The 15,972-nt window shown below is 62.6% G+C and carries 15 protein-coding genes; 7 read left to right on the forward strand and 8 right to left on the reverse strand.

Features of this window, described 5'->3' with window-relative positions:
• The first annotated feature begins 96 nt into the window (after nt 1-96).
• Nucleotides 97-1,296: an MFS transporter gene (locus JV241A_RS17350; RefSeq protein ID WP_134063698.1), complete on the forward strand. Its 1,200-nt coding sequence runs from the start codon at nt 97-99 to the stop codon at nt 1,294-1,296.
• Here the strand turns inward: JV241A_RS17350 and arfB are convergent.
• Nucleotides 1,290-1,703 (reverse strand): alternative ribosome rescue aminoacyl-tRNA hydrolase ArfB, encoded by a 414-nt coding sequence (arfB, locus tag JV241A_RS17355; protein WP_115088144.1) that lies wholly within the window; start codon nt 1,701-1,703, stop codon nt 1,290-1,292. The genes JV241A_RS17350 and arfB overlap by 7 nt on opposite strands.
• A gap of 327 nt (nt 1,704-2,030) precedes the next feature.
• On the reverse strand, nt 2,031-2,345 hold the full coding sequence (locus JV241A_RS17360; RefSeq protein WP_115088146.1) for a helix-turn-helix domain-containing protein: 315 nt from the start codon (nt 2,343-2,345) through the stop codon (nt 2,031-2,033).
• A gap of 366 nt (nt 2,346-2,711) precedes the next feature.
• On the opposite strand from JV241A_RS17360, the gene JV241A_RS17365 reads away from it, so the two are divergent.
• The 6 genes from JV241A_RS17365 to JV241A_RS17390 all read left to right on the forward strand — a co-directional run bounded on the left by JV241A_RS17365 (nt 2,712) and on the right by JV241A_RS17390 (nt 9,453).
• A complete protein-coding gene (locus JV241A_RS17365) occupies nt 2,712-3,365 on the forward strand; it encodes a DUF1120 domain-containing protein (protein ID WP_115088147.1) in 654 nt (217 codons plus the stop codon).
• A 164-nt stretch (nt 3,366-3,529) separates the two neighbouring features.
• Nucleotides 3,530-4,165: a DUF1120 domain-containing protein gene (locus tag JV241A_RS17370; RefSeq protein ID WP_134063700.1), complete on the forward strand. Its 636-nt coding sequence runs from the start codon at nt 3,530-3,532 to the stop codon at nt 4,163-4,165.
• A gap of 124 nt (nt 4,166-4,289) precedes the next feature.
• Nucleotides 4,290-4,925: a DUF1120 domain-containing protein gene (locus JV241A_RS17375; protein WP_134063702.1), complete on the forward strand. Its 636-nt coding sequence runs from the start codon at nt 4,290-4,292 to the stop codon at nt 4,923-4,925.
• Between the two features lie 137 nt (nt 4,926-5,062).
• Nucleotides 5,063-5,779, forward strand: a complete 717-nt coding sequence (locus JV241A_RS17380; RefSeq protein ID WP_134063704.1) for a fimbria/pilus chaperone family protein — start codon at nt 5,063-5,065, stop codon at nt 5,777-5,779.
• The gene (locus JV241A_RS17385) at nt 5,776-8,238 is read left to right on the forward strand and encodes a fimbria/pilus outer membrane usher protein (RefSeq protein WP_134063706.1); all 2,463 of its coding nucleotides are present in this window, start codon (nt 5,776-5,778) and stop codon (nt 8,236-8,238) included. Before JV241A_RS17380 ends, JV241A_RS17385 begins: the two co-directional genes overlap by 4 nt.
• 87 nt (nt 8,239-8,325) lie before the next feature.
• On the forward strand, nt 8,326-9,453 hold the full coding sequence (locus JV241A_RS17390) for a DUF1120 domain-containing protein (protein WP_134063708.1): 1,128 nt from the start codon (nt 8,326-8,328) through the stop codon (nt 9,451-9,453).
• 45 nt (nt 9,454-9,498) lie between these two features.
• Here JV241A_RS17390 and JV241A_RS17395 read toward each other — a convergent pair whose 3' ends face one another.
• From JV241A_RS17395 to JV241A_RS17420, 6 genes are all read right to left on the reverse strand, one after another.
• Nucleotides 9,499-10,920 carry an amino acid permease gene (locus JV241A_RS17395; RefSeq protein ID WP_115088507.1) on the reverse strand — a complete coding sequence of 474 codons (1,422 nt, stop codon included), beginning with the start codon at nt 10,918-10,920 and terminating at the stop codon, nt 9,499-9,501.
• Between the two features lie 625 nt (nt 10,921-11,545).
• Nucleotides 11,546-12,673, reverse strand: coding sequence for a 23S rRNA pseudouridine(2605) synthase RluB (gene rluB / locus JV241A_RS17400; RefSeq protein WP_115088153.1), 1,128 nt, complete (start codon nt 12,671-12,673; stop codon nt 11,546-11,548).
• 150 nt (nt 12,674-12,823) lie between these two features.
• A complete protein-coding gene (gene scpB, locus JV241A_RS17405; protein WP_134063710.1) occupies nt 12,824-13,603 on the reverse strand; it encodes an SMC-Scp complex subunit ScpB in 780 nt (259 codons plus the stop codon).
• 15 nt (nt 13,604-13,618) lie between these two features.
• On the reverse strand, nt 13,619-14,317 hold the full coding sequence (locus JV241A_RS17410) for a ScpA family protein (RefSeq protein ID WP_166675712.1): 699 nt from the start codon (nt 14,315-14,317) through the stop codon (nt 13,619-13,621).
• 128 nt (nt 14,318-14,445) lie between these two features.
• Nucleotides 14,446-15,075 (reverse strand): L-threonylcarbamoyladenylate synthase, encoded by a 630-nt coding sequence (locus JV241A_RS17415; protein ID WP_115088156.1) that lies wholly within the window; start codon nt 15,073-15,075, stop codon nt 14,446-14,448.
• A 13-nt stretch (nt 15,076-15,088) separates the two neighbouring features.
• On the reverse strand, nt 15,089-15,952 hold the full coding sequence (locus JV241A_RS17420; protein ID WP_134063712.1) for a PHP domain-containing protein: 864 nt from the start codon (nt 15,950-15,952) through the stop codon (nt 15,089-15,091).
• Nucleotides 15,953-15,972: the final 20 nt, after the last annotated feature.

Genomic DNA, 15,972 nt, shown 5'->3' on the forward strand with positions numbered 1-15,972 from the left:
GCAACGATCAGACTGTGTGAAAACGGCTGATGCAGGGACCACCCCGTCAACACGTTTTCACACCGTCAAGAATTCCTCTATTACGAAAGCCCCCTCATGCCCGACTCACCGCGCTCCCTTGCGGTCACCCTGCAAGTCGTCTCCATCGTCCTGTTTACCTTCATCGGCTACCTGAACATCGGCATCCCCCTGGCCGTGCTGCCCGGCTACGTGCATAACGACCTCGGCTTCGGCGCCGTGGTCGCAGGCCTGGTGATCAGCGTGCAATACCTGGCCACCCTGCTCAGCCGCCCCTACGCCAGCCGCATCATCGATAATCTGGGCAGCAAGCGCGCCGTGCTCTACGGCCTGGCCGGTTGTGGCTTGAGCGGCGTGTTCATGCTGATTTCAGCGTGGCTGCAACATGCGCCATGGCTGAGCCTGGCCAGCCTGTTGGTCGGCCGCCTGGTGCTGGGCAGCGCCGAAAGCCTGGTCGGCTCGGGCTCGATCGGTTGGGGCATTGGCCGGGTGGGCGCGCAACACACCGCCAAGGTGATCTCCTGGAACGGCATCGCCAGCTATGGCGCCTTGGCCATCGGCGCACCGCTGGGCGTGGTGCTGGTGCAGCAGTTCGGCCTGTGGAGCATGGGCGCCAGCATTTTGCTGCTGTGCGTGCTGGGCCTGGCCCTGGCCTGGCCGAAAACCGCCGCCCCTGTGGTTGCCGGTGAACGCCTGCCGTTTCTGCACGTGCTCGGCCGGGTATTCGGCCATGGCTCGGGGCTGGCCCTGGGCTCGATCGGCTTCGGCACCATCGCCACCTTCATCACCCTGTACTACGCCAGCCACAGCTGGAACAACGCCGCCCTGTGCCTGAGCCTGTTCGGCGCCTGTTTCATTGGCGCCCGGCTGCTGTTCGGCAACCTGATCAACCGTATCGGTGGTTATCGGGTCGCCATCGCCTGCCTGTCGGTGGAAACCCTCGGCTTGCTGTTGCTGTGGCAGGCGCCGAGTGCCGAGCTGGCCCTGGCCGGTGCGGCGCTGAGCGGCTTTGGGTTCTCGCTGGTGTTTCCGGCCCTGGGGGTCGAAGCGGTCAATCTGGTCTCCGCCTCCAATCGCGGCGCGGCCGTGGGCGCCTATTCGCTGTTCATCGACCTGTCGCTGGGCATCACCGGGCCACTGGCCGGGGCGATTGCCGCCGGATTCGGCTTCGCTTCTATCTTTGTCTTTGCTGCCGGCGCGTCGTTCTGCGGCCTGTTACTGAGCCTGTATCTGTACCGCCAGGCCCGCCTGCAACCAACGCGGCACCTGTCTCAATAATCGATCTTGCCGCGCCCGGCCTTGATGGCCCCGCGCTTGCTCTTGGTGTCCAGGCGCCGGGTCTTGGAACCCAGGGTCGGCCGGGTCGGGCGTCGCGCCTTCTCGACCTTGATGGCCGAGAGGATCAGTTCGCGCAGGCGCTCCAGGGCATCGGCACGATTCTGTTCCTGGGTTCGATACTGCTGGGCCTTGATGATGATCACCCCGTCACGGGTAATGCGACTGTCGCTCAGGGCCAGCAGGCGTTCCTTGTAGAACGCCGGCAACGATGAGGCCTGGGTGTCAAAACGCAGGTGCACGGCACTGGAGACCTTGTTGACGTTCTGGCCGCCGGCGCCCTGGGCGCGGATGGCGGTCAACTCGATCTCGTCGTCCGGTATCTGCACCGCGTTGGATAACTGCAACATCGTAAATCCTTTAAAAGCAATGAGGCCGGTTGCTCAACGGCGTTCACGAGCGCCCCCCCTCCGCCCCCTGGCACAGTACCTCAGCCACCCGGTGCACGCAGCCCTGATCAACTGGGGACAATTGGCGAAACAAAATCAGTAGCTCGTTTTCGACTTCGCTCAAGGCTTGCACCGATGAAGCGTCACTTTCCGTGTTGAATGCGCAGGTTTTATGCTCCGACATGATCACCCTTCCCTAACGAGACTGAATGCATCGACGTTACGAGCAATTCCCTGCGGACCCACCAGGACCGTTCCGAGCGTTTCGTAGGAAAATTGAGATAATAGCTATGCGCCACTACCTTTCGCGTCGTGCATGGCCCCGACAATTCTATGCACAACTTCTTGGTCGGCGATAGCCAATGATCGGTATTGAGCCAGCAATCGCTGTTCCGGCTCGTTCAACGAAGCGCCACCATCAATCGTGCGCACCCCCGTAATCACGTATCGCACATCGACACCTGCGCCTGCTACCGCCGCCAGGTAAGCGGCGTCCGGATTGCGCTCGCCTTTTTCATAACTGCCCTGGGTATTGCGGTTGACCCCGCCAAGCTGGGCGAAATCATCCTGACGCAAGCCCAGACGGGTACGCTCCTGGCGCAATCGCTCTCCGCTCTCTGCCGATTTCGGTGCAGTATTTGCACAATTTTTCAATCAAAACCCCTTTACACGAACATTTTTTTGGGCGTAATCGGCATCCGAACAACACAGACGGCCTTGCCGAGCACTATGCTCCCGCTGTTTACCCTGGGCAAGGCCAAGCAAAGCACATAAAACCAAACATTCGCACGCTCTATCGTCTAACAAAAACGTGTGAAAAATCGTCACGGATGACACAGGATCAGGGATTCGTCCCTGGTAACTGGCAGAGCAAGCTTGCCTTGCGCTGCCTGAAGAGCCATCCGCTGCCGATTCCTGCATAAGACCAACAACGGCACGGAGGTTCATTCATTTTCAAAGGACCGAACAATGAACACCAAACGTTTGTGCACCCTGACCGCACTGCTGACCTTTGTCAGTGCTGGCGCACATGCCAGCAGTACTGACGTCAACATCAGCGGCACCATCACCCCGGCAGCCTGCACGCCGTCGCTTTCCGGAAGCGGCCAGGTCGATTTCGGCAATATTTCCATGCCAGAACTCCCTCCCCAACCCGTCATTCCCGATCACTCGATCCTGCCGCCGCGCAACCTGACCTTCACCGTCGTTTGCGACCGTCCAACCCGTTTCGCCCTGGTAGCCACCGGCAATCGCCGCGATAGCGCCTCGATGCCAGCGCCCAGGGCTTTCGGTCTGGGCACCACCACCAGCGGCGAGGCCCTGGGCTTTTACAGCGCGGTGTGGGCGGACAGTGACGCGACCCTCGACAGCCTGCCAGCCGACACCCTCTATTCCGAAGACAAAGGCAGCACCTGGACTCGTATGCCCGGTGGCGGCTTCGAGCACCTGGGCGACAAGCCCGACTCACGCCTGGGCTTTGCCCGGCGCGGCCAGAGCAGCCCGTCAGCCGCCGAGCAGTTGAACCTGCGCCTGGAGGTTACAGGCTGGCTGCGCAACGACATGACACATCTGGACGAAGAGCTGCTGGATGGGCACATGGTCATCGAGCTGCAGTACCTCTAGCCGGTCACAGAACGCAAACGCGTAGCGGTCCTTCACCGACCGCATAAAAGATCCCGCCGAACGCCCGAAACTTTTCCCTGCCATTGGCCAGGGAGCGGTCAACTGCGCTCGCGAAACGGGACACCTCGCAGTACCCAACACCAACATTTAAAAGGAAAACCGTTGTGAAAAACTCCGTCCTGTCCCTTGCTGTGCTGATGTCCCTGGCAACGGCCAACGCTATGGCTGCCACCACTGACCTGACCGTGACCGGGATCATCACCCCGGCCGCCTGCACGCCGACCTTGAGCAATGGTGGCTTGGTCGAATACGGCAGCCTCGCCTTGAGCGACCTCGAAGAGACCCCTAGCCAGTACCAGCTACCGGCGAAGTCCTTGAACTTTTCCATTGAATGCAGCGCGCCTACCACCTTCGCCTTGATCGCCAACGACAACCGCCGCGACAGCAGCCCCGCCAGCCCGTGGCTGTTCGGGCTTGGCAAGCACCAGGACCAGTCGATCGGGCAATACGGCATGGTCTGGGAGTACGAAAGCACCGTGGTCGACGGCGCACAAGGCCTCAACCTGGTATCCGAGGATGGCGGCAACAGCTGGACCAACGTCATCAACGGCGGTCTTTTCGACGCCGGGCGAGCGCCAAATACGCTCACAGGATTCTCCAGCGGCACTAACCTGGGCCCGACGCCAGCAACCAGTGTCAACGTAACCATGGATGTGCGCGGCAGTATCAACAAAGGCCTGACCCTGAACGGCGCCATGGAGCTGGACGGCAGCGCGACCATCGAAGTCATCTACCTCTAACACCCGCCGCTGAGACAAGAGCCCGCCGAACGCCATCCCCTCCCTGCTGCCCGTTACCTGGGGGGGGATGACCGTATTCGCGATACGGGCCACCAGCAACCGCCAACACCAGAAGGAAAGCGTTGTGAAAAAGTCTGCACTGTCCCTTGCGGTGCTTGTGAGCCTGGCGTCTGCCACGGCCCTGGCCGCGACCACAGACCTGACCGTAACCGGCAACATTACGCCATCGGCGTGTGCCCCGACATTCGCCAACGGCGGTGTGGTTGATTATGGCTCCCTCGCGGTAACCGAGCTTGAAGAGATTTCTTATGGCTACCTGCTGCCTGCAAAGTCGCTAAACCTCTCCATTGAGTGCAGCACCCCAGCAACCTTCGCCCTCATCGCCAATGACAACCGCCGAGACAGCGGCCAGGCTGGCGGGGCACTGTTCGGCCTTGGCAAGCATCAGGACCAGAACATTGGTGGATACCTGCTCAGATGGAATAGCGAAGATGTCCTGATCGATGGTGTGCAAGGCACGACCGTGGAGTCAATGGACGCCGGCAACTCCTGGACCATTGTCTCGACCGGCATGGTTGAAGAAGCAGGGTACATGCCTCAGTTTCGACTGGGCTTCTCCACGGGTGTCGAGCCCAGGCCTTCAGCAGCGAGCAGCGTGAGCGTCGTCATGAACATCCATGGTCATGTCAAAAAGGAGCTGCCTTTCAGCGACCGCGTAGAGCTGGACGGCAGTACGACCGTTGAGCTGGTCTATCTCTAGTCGCTCACTCCAGGGGTCGTGAACAAGGATTCTCGCGACCCGGTCCTACTCCACGGCCAGCGCACTCCCCCGCTTCGAGCTTGCCGGATGCAACTCGAGGGGAGCTGCGCTCGGCACCGCACAAGAACCTTACAACCATGACTATTGCGTGCAAATCCTTTGCCGGCAGCCTGCTGCCTGCGATTCTCATCTGCACCCTACCTCTGATACAGGCACACGCCGACGGTATGGTGCCCCGGACTTCGGTGGTGATCGTTGAAGAAGCCCGCGCCAACGGCAGCGACTTCGTGGTCACCAACACCGACCCCCATGCCGCCCTGCTGGCGGTGTTCATCGAAAACCCGAGCGAAGACACCGACAACCTGCTGGTGGTGCAGCCCACGGTGGCCCGGGTAGAGGCAGGCAAAGAGCAGCAGGTGATCTTCCACTACGTGGGTAACCAGCCGCTGCAGACCCAACGCCTGCGCCGGGTGATCTTCGAAGGCATCCGCGAAACCGCGCCGGGCGACCCCGGGGCTATGCGGGTCAACTTCGGCGTGCGCCAGAACCTGCCGGTGATCCTTCACCCCAAGGGCCTGGCGCGCAACAGCGAACCCTGGAAAGGCCTGGCCTGGCGCATCGACGGCAAACAGCTGCGGGTGGAGAACAACACGCCCTACGTGGTGCGCCTGGCCCAGGAACTGAAACTGCTGCCCGGCCAGCACGCCCTGGACCTTGGCCGCACCTACGTGCTGGCCAACGAAACCATCACCCTCGACTTGCCTGATGCCGCCGCCGCGGCCAACACCGTGCGCTTTCAACCGGCCACGGTCTATGGCTTTGCGGTCGATCCCTATGAGGCAAGCATCCTGTGAAGGTCATCGTTGATGCCATTGGCAAACCCCGTCCGCGCGAGCAATTGATACTGGGGTTGTGTCTCACCCTGCTGGGCCTTGAGACTTTCAAGCCGGCGCGCGCGGCCAATGAACCCACCCCGCCGGAGCACAGCGTGTTCGACCAGGAGGTACTGCGCCAGCGCGGTATCGACCCTAAACTTGCCGCTCTGTTCGGCCGGCAAACGCGCTTCCCGCCTGGGCGCCAGCAGGTCAGCCTGAGCGTCAACGGCCGCGACAAGGGCACCACCCAGGCGCGTTTCGGCGAAGATGGCAGCCTGTGCGTCGATGACGCCTTGCTGGCCTTCGCCGGGCTGCGCCAACCCGCCGAATGGTCCACCACCCTGGATGAACAGGACATGCCCACCGACCCGGACTGCCGGGCCCTGGGCACGGCCTTCCCCCAGGCCCAGGTCGAATTGCAACCCGGTCAGCACCAAGTGCGGTTGTTCGTGCCGGACCAGGCGCTGCGGGACGAACGACAATGGTCCGATGGCTACAGCCAGGGCGGTGTCGCCGGGTTGTTGAACTATGACATCTTCGGCTCGTTCAACCGCTATGACGGTGAATCCAGCCGTTATGCCGCAGCCAACACCGAAGTGGGGGTGAACCTGGACAACTGGATCCTGCGCAGCCGCCAGGTGCACAGCCGCTTCGACGGCAAGGTGCGCAGCGAAATGCTCGACACCTATGTGCAACGCAGCTTCGCCCAGCAGCGCAGCCTGTTCCAGGCCGGCGAGATCAGCCTGGTCAACCCGGTGCTCAACGGGGCGCAGATCATCGGTGCGCAGGTCACTCCCGAGTACGGCCTGCTGTCACAGTTGGACACCGCCAGCGTACAAGGCATCGCCAACAGCCAGGCGCGGGTCGAGGTGCACCAGAACGGCGCCTTGCTGTACAGCACGGTGGTGCAGCCCGGGCCCTTCACCCTCACTAACATACCGCGCATTACCTCGCGCTCGGACCTGGAAGTAACGGTGATCGAGACCAATGGCGAGCAACGGCGCTTTCGCGTGCCGGCCAGCCTGGCGGCCAGCGCCCGCCCGCAAAGCGGTTACAGTGTCGGCGCCGGCGTGGTGCGCAGTCATGGTCATGGCACGGACGACCCGGCGGTGGTGAGCCTGGGCCAGACCGGCGCCCTGGGTAATACCTCAAGCTTGAGCAGCGGCCTGATCCTCGCCCAGGGCTATCGCAGCTTGGGCGCCAGCCTCGGCACGGCGCTCACGCCACGGGTCAGCGCTGAAGTCTTTGCCATCGGCACACACGCCAGCAGCCTTGATCAACAAGGTGCGCAACTGGGCGGCCAGCTCAACTGGCAACTGCACGAACAATGGAGCAGCCTGGTGGCCGGCAACCACCGCAGCCGCGGCTACCGCGAATTGCTCGACAGCACCTACCGCGACAACGATCAGCTCATCTCCAGCTACCGCGACCAGTTCAGCACCAGCCTGCGCTGGGCCAGCCACACCCTGGGCAGCCTCAATCTGGGTTACACGCAAACCACTTATTACGAGCACGACAGCAGCCAGCGGCTGTTCCTGTCCTGGGGCAACAGCTACAACGGTGTAACGCTCTCGGCGACGGTAGAAAAAGCCCTCGGAAGCAACGATGGCTACAACGACGACGCCCTGTACTTCAGCGCCAGCCTCCCGCTGGATGGTCGTCGGCGCCTGCGCAGCAGCGTGCGCCATAACGACACCAGCACCACCAGTACCGTTGCCTACAACGAACAGGTCAACGACAGCTTTGGCTACCGCCTGGGTGCCGAGCACCGTTCGGGCGATTCCAGCACCCTGGCCAGCGCCGGTCTTTCCGCGTTACCGCGCTACACCCAACTGGACCTGAACTACAGCGGCGATGGCGATAACACCAACTACAACCTGGGCCTGCGCGGCGGTATCGCGGTACATGGCGCCGGGATCACACCCTCGCCCTACCCGATCCGCGACACCTTCGCGATCCTTTCGGTCACCGACACCTCCGGGGTCAAGGCCAGCACGCCCAGCGGGCCGGTGTGGACCGACTACGCCGGCAACGCGGTAATCGCCTCGCTGGCCGCCTATGGCAAAAGCCCGGTCGAGGTAGACAGCCAGAGCCTGCCGACCCACATCAATGTCGACCAGGGTGCCGGTGTGCTGCACGCCAGTCGCGGGGCAGTGCCGCGCCTGAGTTTCCGGGCCTGGAGTACCCGCCGGGTACTGCTGACCTTGCTCGACGACAGCGGCCAGCCCTTGGCCAGTGGCGCTTCGGTGTTCGACGACCGCGGGCGCTTCATCAACCTGGTGCAACCGGGCGGACTGGTGTTCATCGACAACAGCGCCGATATCGGTCACCTGATCGTCAGCGACCACCAGGCCCGCGAGTGCCGCGTGACCCTTGACCCCGACACTGTCGCCGTCAGCGACAGCTACTACACCCAGGTCCAACGCACCTGCAGTTGAAGCCCTTTCGCGACGACATGACGCCAGACGGCAGCCACACGTTGTGTCGTCCTTCCATACACCGCTCTGGTGAGGACGCGTCAAATCATGAACACCCGGCAAAATTCCCAGCTTGTATTGCTTCTTCTCTTCAGCCTGCCGCTGACTGCCATTGCCGGCGAATGCCGACTGCACGTCACTCCGGCGCCGCTGGACTATGGCACCCTCGACCGAACCCGCCTGCAACCCGGCAGCCCGGGCCTGGCGCTACTGGAGAAAACCGCCCAATTGACCTTGAGCTGCAGCGAACCCACCGACCTGAGCCTGTTCTACACAGCCAATGCCCTGGATACCGAGCGCTTCGAACTGGCCGCTGGCGGTCACTACCGAATGCGTGCCGAGGATGCCTTTGTCGACGGCGAGCGAGTCGACCTGGCCCGGATCGAGCAGGCCGGCGCGCTACCGGGCCCGGCCAGTGGCTCGCTGGGCTGGCAACCGCGTAGTGGCATGGTCCCCGTCCGCGCCGGCAAGGCGGTGCAAGGCCGCAGCCTGAGCCTGAACCTGGTATTCGAAGCCGAACTGTCCGCCAAGGCCTTTGAAGTGCGCGAGTCGACCGCGTTCCGTACAACCGGGCAGTTCGTTGCTCCGCTACCCGGCAGCCATGCAGAACTTGCCTTGCAATGGCAGATCCAGCCAGCGGCCTGCACGCCGATGCTGTCCCAGGGCGGGGTGGTGAATTACGGCAAGATCAGCATGCAGACCCTGAACAGCGACAAACGCACGCGTCTGCCCACGCGCCAGCTGAACCTGTCGATCCAGTGCGACAGCCCGGCGCGCTATGCCCTGCTGATGCAGGACAACCGCGATGGCAGCGCCGTGGTCGACTCCCTTAACTTCTATGGTTTGGGCCGTGATGCCAGCGAGAACAAGATCGGCCTGTACGAGGTGCAGATCGACCCGCTGCACATCAGCGCCGACCAGTTGCCGGCGGTGTACGTCACCCAGTCGACCCGCGGCACGGGCTGGAGCACCGCGGGCAGTACCAGCAAACCGCTGACCACCACCACCCTGCTCGGCTTCAACGATGTCGAGAACAACATTAGCGGCCCGATCGCCATCCGCCACCTGAGCACGCCGATCAACATCATGCCGGTGATCGCTGCCACCGACGAGCTGGACAACCGCCAGGACATCCACCTCGACGGCTCGGCCACGATCGAGATCATCTACCTGTAAACAAAAACGCCCCGCAGAGCGGGGCGTTTTTTTCAACCGGGTGAATCAGCGTTTAAGCGATGCCGGGGTTGCCGCGGCCGCCGCTTTGCTGCGGTTGGTTTTCAGGCTGTAGCACACGCCCATCACCAGCAGCCAGACCGGAATCGCATAGACCGAAATCTGGATGCCCGGGATCTGCAGCATGATGCCCAGGATCAGCACCACGAAGGCCAGGCAGATGTAGTTGCCATAGGGGTACCACAGGGCCTTGAACAGTGGGGTCTGGCCGGTCTTGTTCAGGTGCTGGCGGAACTTCAGGTGCGAGTAGCTGATCATTGCCCAGTTGATCACCAGGGCGGCAACCACCAGCGACATCAGCAGTTCCAGCGCATGCTGCGGGATGAAGTAGTTGAGCAGCACCGCAACCAGGGTCACCGCAGCCGAAGCCATGATCGAACGCACCGGCACGCCGCGCTTGTCGATCTTCGCCAGGCCCGCCGGGGCATCGCCCTGCTCGGCCATGCCGTAGAGCATGCGCGCGTTGCAATAGGTACCGCTGTTGTACACCGACAGCGCCGCGGTCAGGACCACGAAGTTGAGGATGTGTGCGGCAACATCACTGCCCAGCAGCGAGAAAACCTGCACGAACGGGCTGGCGCCATAGGTACCACCGGCCGCATCGAGGCTGGTGACCAGGCTGTCCCATGGGGTCAGCGACAGCAGCACCACCAGGGCACCGATGTAGAAAATCAGGATGCGGTAGATCACCTGATTGATCGCTTTGGGGATCACGGTCTTCGGCTTTTCGGCTTCGGCTGCGGTGAAACCGAGCATTTCCAGGCCGCCGAAAGAGAACATGATGATCGCCAGGGCCATCACGAGGCCGCTGACGCCATTGGGGAAGAAGCCGCCGTGTTCCCACAGGTTGCTCACCGAAGCCTGCGGGCCGCCGCTACCGCTGGCCAGCATCCAGCTGCCCAGGGCGATCATGCCGACGATGGCCAGGACCTTGATGATCGCGAACCAGAACTCGGCCTCGCCGAACACTTTGACGTTGGCCAGGTTGATCGCGTTGATCAGGATGAAGAAGGCAGCCGCCGAGGCCCAGGTCGGGATCTCCGGCCACCAGTAGTGCACGTACTTGCCGACCGCGGTGAGTTCCGACATACCCACCAGGATGTACAGCATCCAGCAGTTCCAGCCCGACAGGAAGCCAGCGAAACCGCCCCAGTATTTGTGCGCGAAGTGACTGAAGGAACCGGCCACCGGCTCTTCGACGATCATCTCGCCGAGCTGGCGCATGATCATGAAGGCGATGAAGCCACAGATCGCATAGCCGAGGATCATCGACGGGCCCGCCGACTTCATCACCCCGGCCGAACCCAGGAACAGCCCGGTACCGATTGCACCGCCCAGGGCGATCAACTGGATATGGCGATTTTTCAGGCCGCGTTTCAGCTCGCCTGAATGTGTGTTTTGTCCACTCATGAACGAAGTCACCTGCTTGTTTTTATCTGTGACGGAATCGGACCCACCGCGCTCGTGGCGCAGCGGAATTAACAAGGTGATTACCTTGAAGATCTTGGACAACTGCTGCCCATCCAGGGCAAAAGCCGTGGGCGAATCAGCCGGGTGTCAGCAAGAGTGCGCGGTACGCATTGGGGTCACAGTTAAAACGCGGCGCATTGTATACCCCTACAGACGCGCAGGGGTCAACACGTTGCGTAACTGTCTGACGACAAAACGCACCGGTCCTGAGGAAGGGTTCTAGCCTGGGGGGGTAATTGGCGTACATGGCGCCTCCATTTGTTCTTATTGAATGCCCGGCTCTCCGGCCCGGCTTTGCACACGGCAATGGCGCCTATCTCACCGTTCCCAGGGCTTGCGAACAAGCCGTTGACGGGCACGTAAAGCGCCCTGGCCCGGGCGTTCCGGCAAGTTCTGTTTACAGCGGGGAAAATCTGCACCGAAGGCCCGCTTATCGGCCAGTATTTGTAACGATTTATTTACAAGGTGGTTTAAAAACTTGCCACACCTTACGGAAGTGTCTGTAAGACAAGGAAATTCGGGCAAAAAAAAGCCAACCCGAAGGTTGGCTCCTACCCCACCCGACTTACGGGCGCGGCTTGTTGCGGGTGCTGCCCGGACGCTTGGGCGCCGGCTTGCCGCGCTTGTTCATGTCGCTCGGGCGCTCGGCCACGGTGCTGCCACGGCCGCTGTCCTTGCGTGGGGCCTCGCCACGCGGTTGACGGGCTGGACGCTCGTCGCCACGCGGCTGACGAACCGGACGCTCGGCTTCACCCCGGGGCTGGCGCGCAGGGCGCTCGCCGGTAGCAGCGCCATCCTGAGCCGGACGCAGGTTACGCACGCGCTCACCACGGCCCAAAGGACGGGTGGACTTGCGCTGCAGGCGCTCGAGCTTGTCCTTGCTCTTGTGGTTCAGTGCCGGCATGGCCACCGGGGTCAGGCCCACTTCGGCGGCGAGGATGTCGACTTCCTGCTGGCTCATTTCGCGCCAGCGGCCCATCGGCAGGTCGGAGTTGAGGAACACCGGACCGAAACGCACGCGCTTCAGGCGGCTGACCACCAGGCCCTGGGATTCCCACAGGCGGCGTACTTCACGGTTGCGGCCTTCCATCACCACGCAGTGGTACCAATGGTTGAAGCCTTCACCGCCAGGGGCTTCCTGGATATCGGTGAAACGCGCCGGGCCGTCTTCGAGCACGACACCGGCCTTGAGGCGGGCAATCATGTCTTCGTCGACTTCACCACGCACGCGCACTGCGTACTCACGGTCCATTTCGTAGGACGGGTGCATCAGGCGGTTGGCCAGCTCACCGTCGGTGGTGAACATCAGCAGGCCGGTGGTGTTGATGTCGAGGCGGCCGATATTGATCCAGCGGCCTTCTTTCGGCCGTGGCAGGCGGTCGAACACGGTCGGACGGCCTTCCGGGTCGTCACGGGTGCAGATCTCGCCGTCGGGCTTGTTGTACATGATCACCCGGCGCACGGTTTCAGCGGCTTCTTCGCGCTTGATCACGCGGCCGTCGACCGAGATCGCATCGTGCAGGTCGACACGCTGGCCAAGGCTGGCATTGACGCCATTGACCTTGATCCGGCCCTGGCTGATCCAGGCCTCGACGTCACGGCGCGAACCCACACCGATACGGGCGAGAACTTTTTGCAGTTTCTCGCCTGATGGCGGCAATGGCTGGGTTTCTTGCAGGTCTTTTTCACTCATGCTGGGCACCTCCCGGTGTATTTACAAAAATCTGGTATGGCGAACAAGCGCCAAAAAGGGTCGCGAATCATACGCTGATCGCGGCGTGAACGCACCTGAGACTAGCCGAAATTGTAAAAGTTGCCGGCGCTTCGCGCCCAGCGGCTGAAGTTACTCGCGCGGCATTTGCGGTTCGGTTTCCAGTGGTTCGGCGTCAAGGTCGGCAGGCGCCTCGTCGATCAGGTCATCGAAATCGGTCTTCAGCCCTTCTTCCATGGCGTCCAGCTCGGTCAGCAAGCTGCGGAAGCTGGTTTCTTCCTGGGGCTCTTCCGGCTCGGCGCTGGCATCGGCCAGGGCCTGCAAATGCGCTGGCACCGGCGCGTCGTCCAGCGCCAGTAGCGGTTCGGGCTCCGGCTCCATCTCGCGCAGTTCGGCCAGTGGCGGCAGCTCGTCGAGATTCTTCAGGTTGAAGTGGTCGAGAAAAGCCTTGGTGGTAGCGAACATTGCCGGTTTGCCGGGCACTTCACGGTAACCGACGATACGAATCCACTCGCGCTCGAGCAGGGTCTTGATGATGTTGGTGTTGACCGCCACACCGCGCACATCTTCGATCTCGCCGCGGGTGATGGGCTGGCGGTAGGCGATCAGCGCCATGGTCTCCAGCAGTGCCCGGGAGTAGCGCTGCGGGCGCTCTTCCCACAGCCGGCCGACCCAGGGCGCGTAGTCCTCGCGAATCTGCAAACGGAAACCCGAGGCCACTTCCTTGAGCTCGAAGGCGCGGCCGGTGCAGGACTTGCGCAGCACCTCCAGAGCCTTCTTGAACACCGCAGGCTCCGGGCGCTCGGCTTCCTCGAACAGCTCGTACAGGCGCTCGAGGGATTGCGGTTTGCCCGAGGCCAGCAAAAAAGCCTCGAGCAGGGGCGCCAGGTCGCGCGGTTCATTCAGGTTCATGGGCTTGCTCAGTTGTTACTCGGCGCGGGCGCGGACATGGATCGGCGCAAAAGGCTCATTTTGCACCAGTTCGATCAAGGATTCCTTGACCAGTTCGAGAATCGCCATGAAAGTCACCACCACCCCGAGCTTGCCTTCCTCGGCCGTGAACAGTTCGACGAAGGGCACGAAGCCGCCCCCCTTGAGGCGCTCGAGCACTTCGCTCATGCGTTCGCGGGTCGACAGCGCCTCACGGCTGACCTGGTGGCTTTCGAACAGATCACCGCGGCGCAGTACTTCGGCCATCGACACCAGCAGCTCTTCCAGGCTGACCTCGGGCACCAGCTTGCGCGCCTTCGCCTGCGGCGCGTCCAGGCGCGGCACGATCACCTCGCGGCCGACCCGGCTGAGACCATCGATGCCTTCGGCGGCAGCCTTGAAGCGTTCGTATTCCTGCAGACGGCGAATCAGCTCGGCGCGCGGGTCGGCTTCCTCTTCCTCGACCTCGACGGAGCGCGGCAGCAGCATCCGCGACTTGATCTCGGCAAGCATCGCCGCCATCACCAGGTACTCGGCGGCCAGTTCCAGACGCACGGTCTTCATCAGTTCGACGTAGCCCATGTACTGGCGGGTGATTTCCGCTACCGGGATGTCGAGGATATCGACGTTCTGCTTGCGGATCAGGTACAGCAGCAGGTCCAGCGGGCCTTCGAAAGCCTCGAGGAACACTTCCAGGGCATCCGGCGGAATGTACAGGTCCACCGGCATCTCGGTCATGGCTTCGCCATACACCAGTACCAGCGGCAGTTCCTGCTGGGCGCCTGCTTGCGGGTCGATGCTCGGTTCGGTGGTGGTGGCCTGGCTCACGCTTCGACCATGAACGGCGCAGGGTCGCCGCAACCGACGCGGATCACTTCCGGTTCATCGCCGGCCAGGTTGATCACGGTCGAGGCCTTGAGGTCACCAAAGCCGCCATCGATGATCAGGTCGACGTGATGTTCCAGGGCCTGGCGGATCTCGTAGGGGTCGGTCATCGGCTCGTCTTCGCCGGGCATGATCAGGCTGACGCTCATCAGCGGCTCGCCGAGTTCTTCGAGCAGGGCCAGGGCAATCGGGTTGGACGGCACGCGCAGGCCGATGGTGCGGCGCTTTTCGTGCAGCAGCAGGCGCGGCACTTCGCGGGTGGCGTTGAGGATGAAGGTATACGGCCCTGGCACATGGGCCTTGAGCAGGCGGAAGGTAGCCGTGTCGATCTTGGCGAACAGGCCCATCTGCGACAGGTCGCAACAGATCAGGGTGAAGTTGTGGTTCTTGTCCAGCTGGCGCAGGCGGCGAACCCGTTCAATGGCGTTCTTGTCGCCGATCTGGCAACCCATGGCGTAGGAGGAGTCTGTTGGATAGACCACCACGCCGCCCTTGCGAATGATTTCGACGGCCTGTTTGATCAGGCGCGGTTGCGGGTTTTCCGCATGAATCTGGAAAAACTGACTCACGTTCTCTTCCTGTTCAGACTGCCGCGATAGGCTGCTCATGTTTGAATCGGCGCCACAGTGGTGGCAGGTCCTCTGGCAATGGCCGGTAGACACCGATCTCGCCCCAGGTGCCAGGGCCATGGAAATCACTGCCGGCACTGGCCAGCAGACCGAATTCACGGGCCAGGATCGACAGGGTGCCTACCTGTTCAGCCGGCATCATGCCGTTGACCACTTCCAGTGCCTGCCCGCCTGCTTGAATATAGTCGGCAATCAGCCGGCGGCGCTTGCTGCGGGTTAAATCGTAGTGCATCGGGTGGGCCAGGCTGACCCAGGCATCGGACTGGCGCAGGGTCTCGACGGTCTCTTCCAGCGTCGGCCAGTGCAGTTTCACATCACCCAGCTTGCCGGCCCCCAGCCACTTGCGAAACGCCTCGGCGCGGTCTTTTACGTAGCCTGCGCGCACCAGGTACTCGGCAAAATGCGGGCGCGCCGGGGCATTGCCGCTGTCGCCCAACTCCTGCTGAATGGCCCGGGCGCCGTCGAGCGCACCTTTCATGCCTTTGAGCGCCAACCGTCGGTCGATTTCTTCCGAGCGCAGCCAGCGGCCACGGTGCAGCGACTCGACGGCGGCCTGTAAAGGCGTGGCGTCGAGGGGGAAGTTGTAACCCAGTATGTGGATGGTCGCCCCGCCCCAGGTGCACGACAGCTCGATGCCGCTGACCCACTGCATGTCCAGGGCCTGGGTGGCAGCGCGGGCTTCGAGCTGGCCTTCGAGGGTGTCGTGGTCGGTCAGCGAGAGCATCCGCACGCCGTGCTCATGGGCCCGGGCGACCAGGACCGTTGGCGACAAGGCGCCGTCGGAGGCCGTACTGTGGCAGTGCAGATCAACATTCATAGGTGGCGCTTTCGCTGTCA

This window comes from Pseudomonas sp. JV241A, assembly GCF_900275665.1.
GTDB classification, from domain to species: Bacteria; Pseudomonadota; Gammaproteobacteria; order Pseudomonadales; family Pseudomonadaceae; genus Aquipseudomonas; species Aquipseudomonas wadenswilerensis.

Coding starts and splice junctions, on each gene's coding strand:
- JV241A_RS17350 (WP_134063698.1), top strand. CDS start 97: ATGCCCGACTCACCGCGCTCCCTTGCGGTCACCCTGCAAGTCGTCTCC.
- arfB (WP_115088144.1), bottom strand. CDS start 1,703: ATGTTGCAGTTATCCAACGCGGTGCAGATACCGGACGACGAGATCGAG.
- JV241A_RS17365 (WP_115088147.1), top strand. CDS start 2,712: ATGAACACCAAACGTTTGTGCACCCTGACCGCACTGCTGACCTTTGTC.
- JV241A_RS17380 (WP_134063704.1), top strand. CDS start 5,063: ATGACTATTGCGTGCAAATCCTTTGCCGGCAGCCTGCTGCCTGCGATT.
- JV241A_RS17390 (WP_134063708.1), top strand. CDS start 8,326: ATGAACACCCGGCAAAATTCCCAGCTTGTATTGCTTCTTCTCTTCAGC.
- JV241A_RS17395 (WP_115088507.1), bottom strand. CDS start 10,920: ATGAGTGGACAAAACACACATTCAGGCGAGCTGAAACGCGGCCTGAAA.
- rluB (WP_115088153.1), bottom strand. CDS start 12,673: ATGAGTGAAAAAGACCTGCAAGAAACCCAGCCATTGCCGCCATCAGGC.
- scpB (WP_134063710.1), bottom strand. CDS start 13,603: ATGAACCTGAATGAACCGCGCGACCTGGCGCCCCTGCTCGAGGCTTTT.
- JV241A_RS17420 (WP_134063712.1), bottom strand. CDS start 15,952: ATGAATGTTGATCTGCACTGCCACAGTACGGCCTCCGACGGCGCCTTG.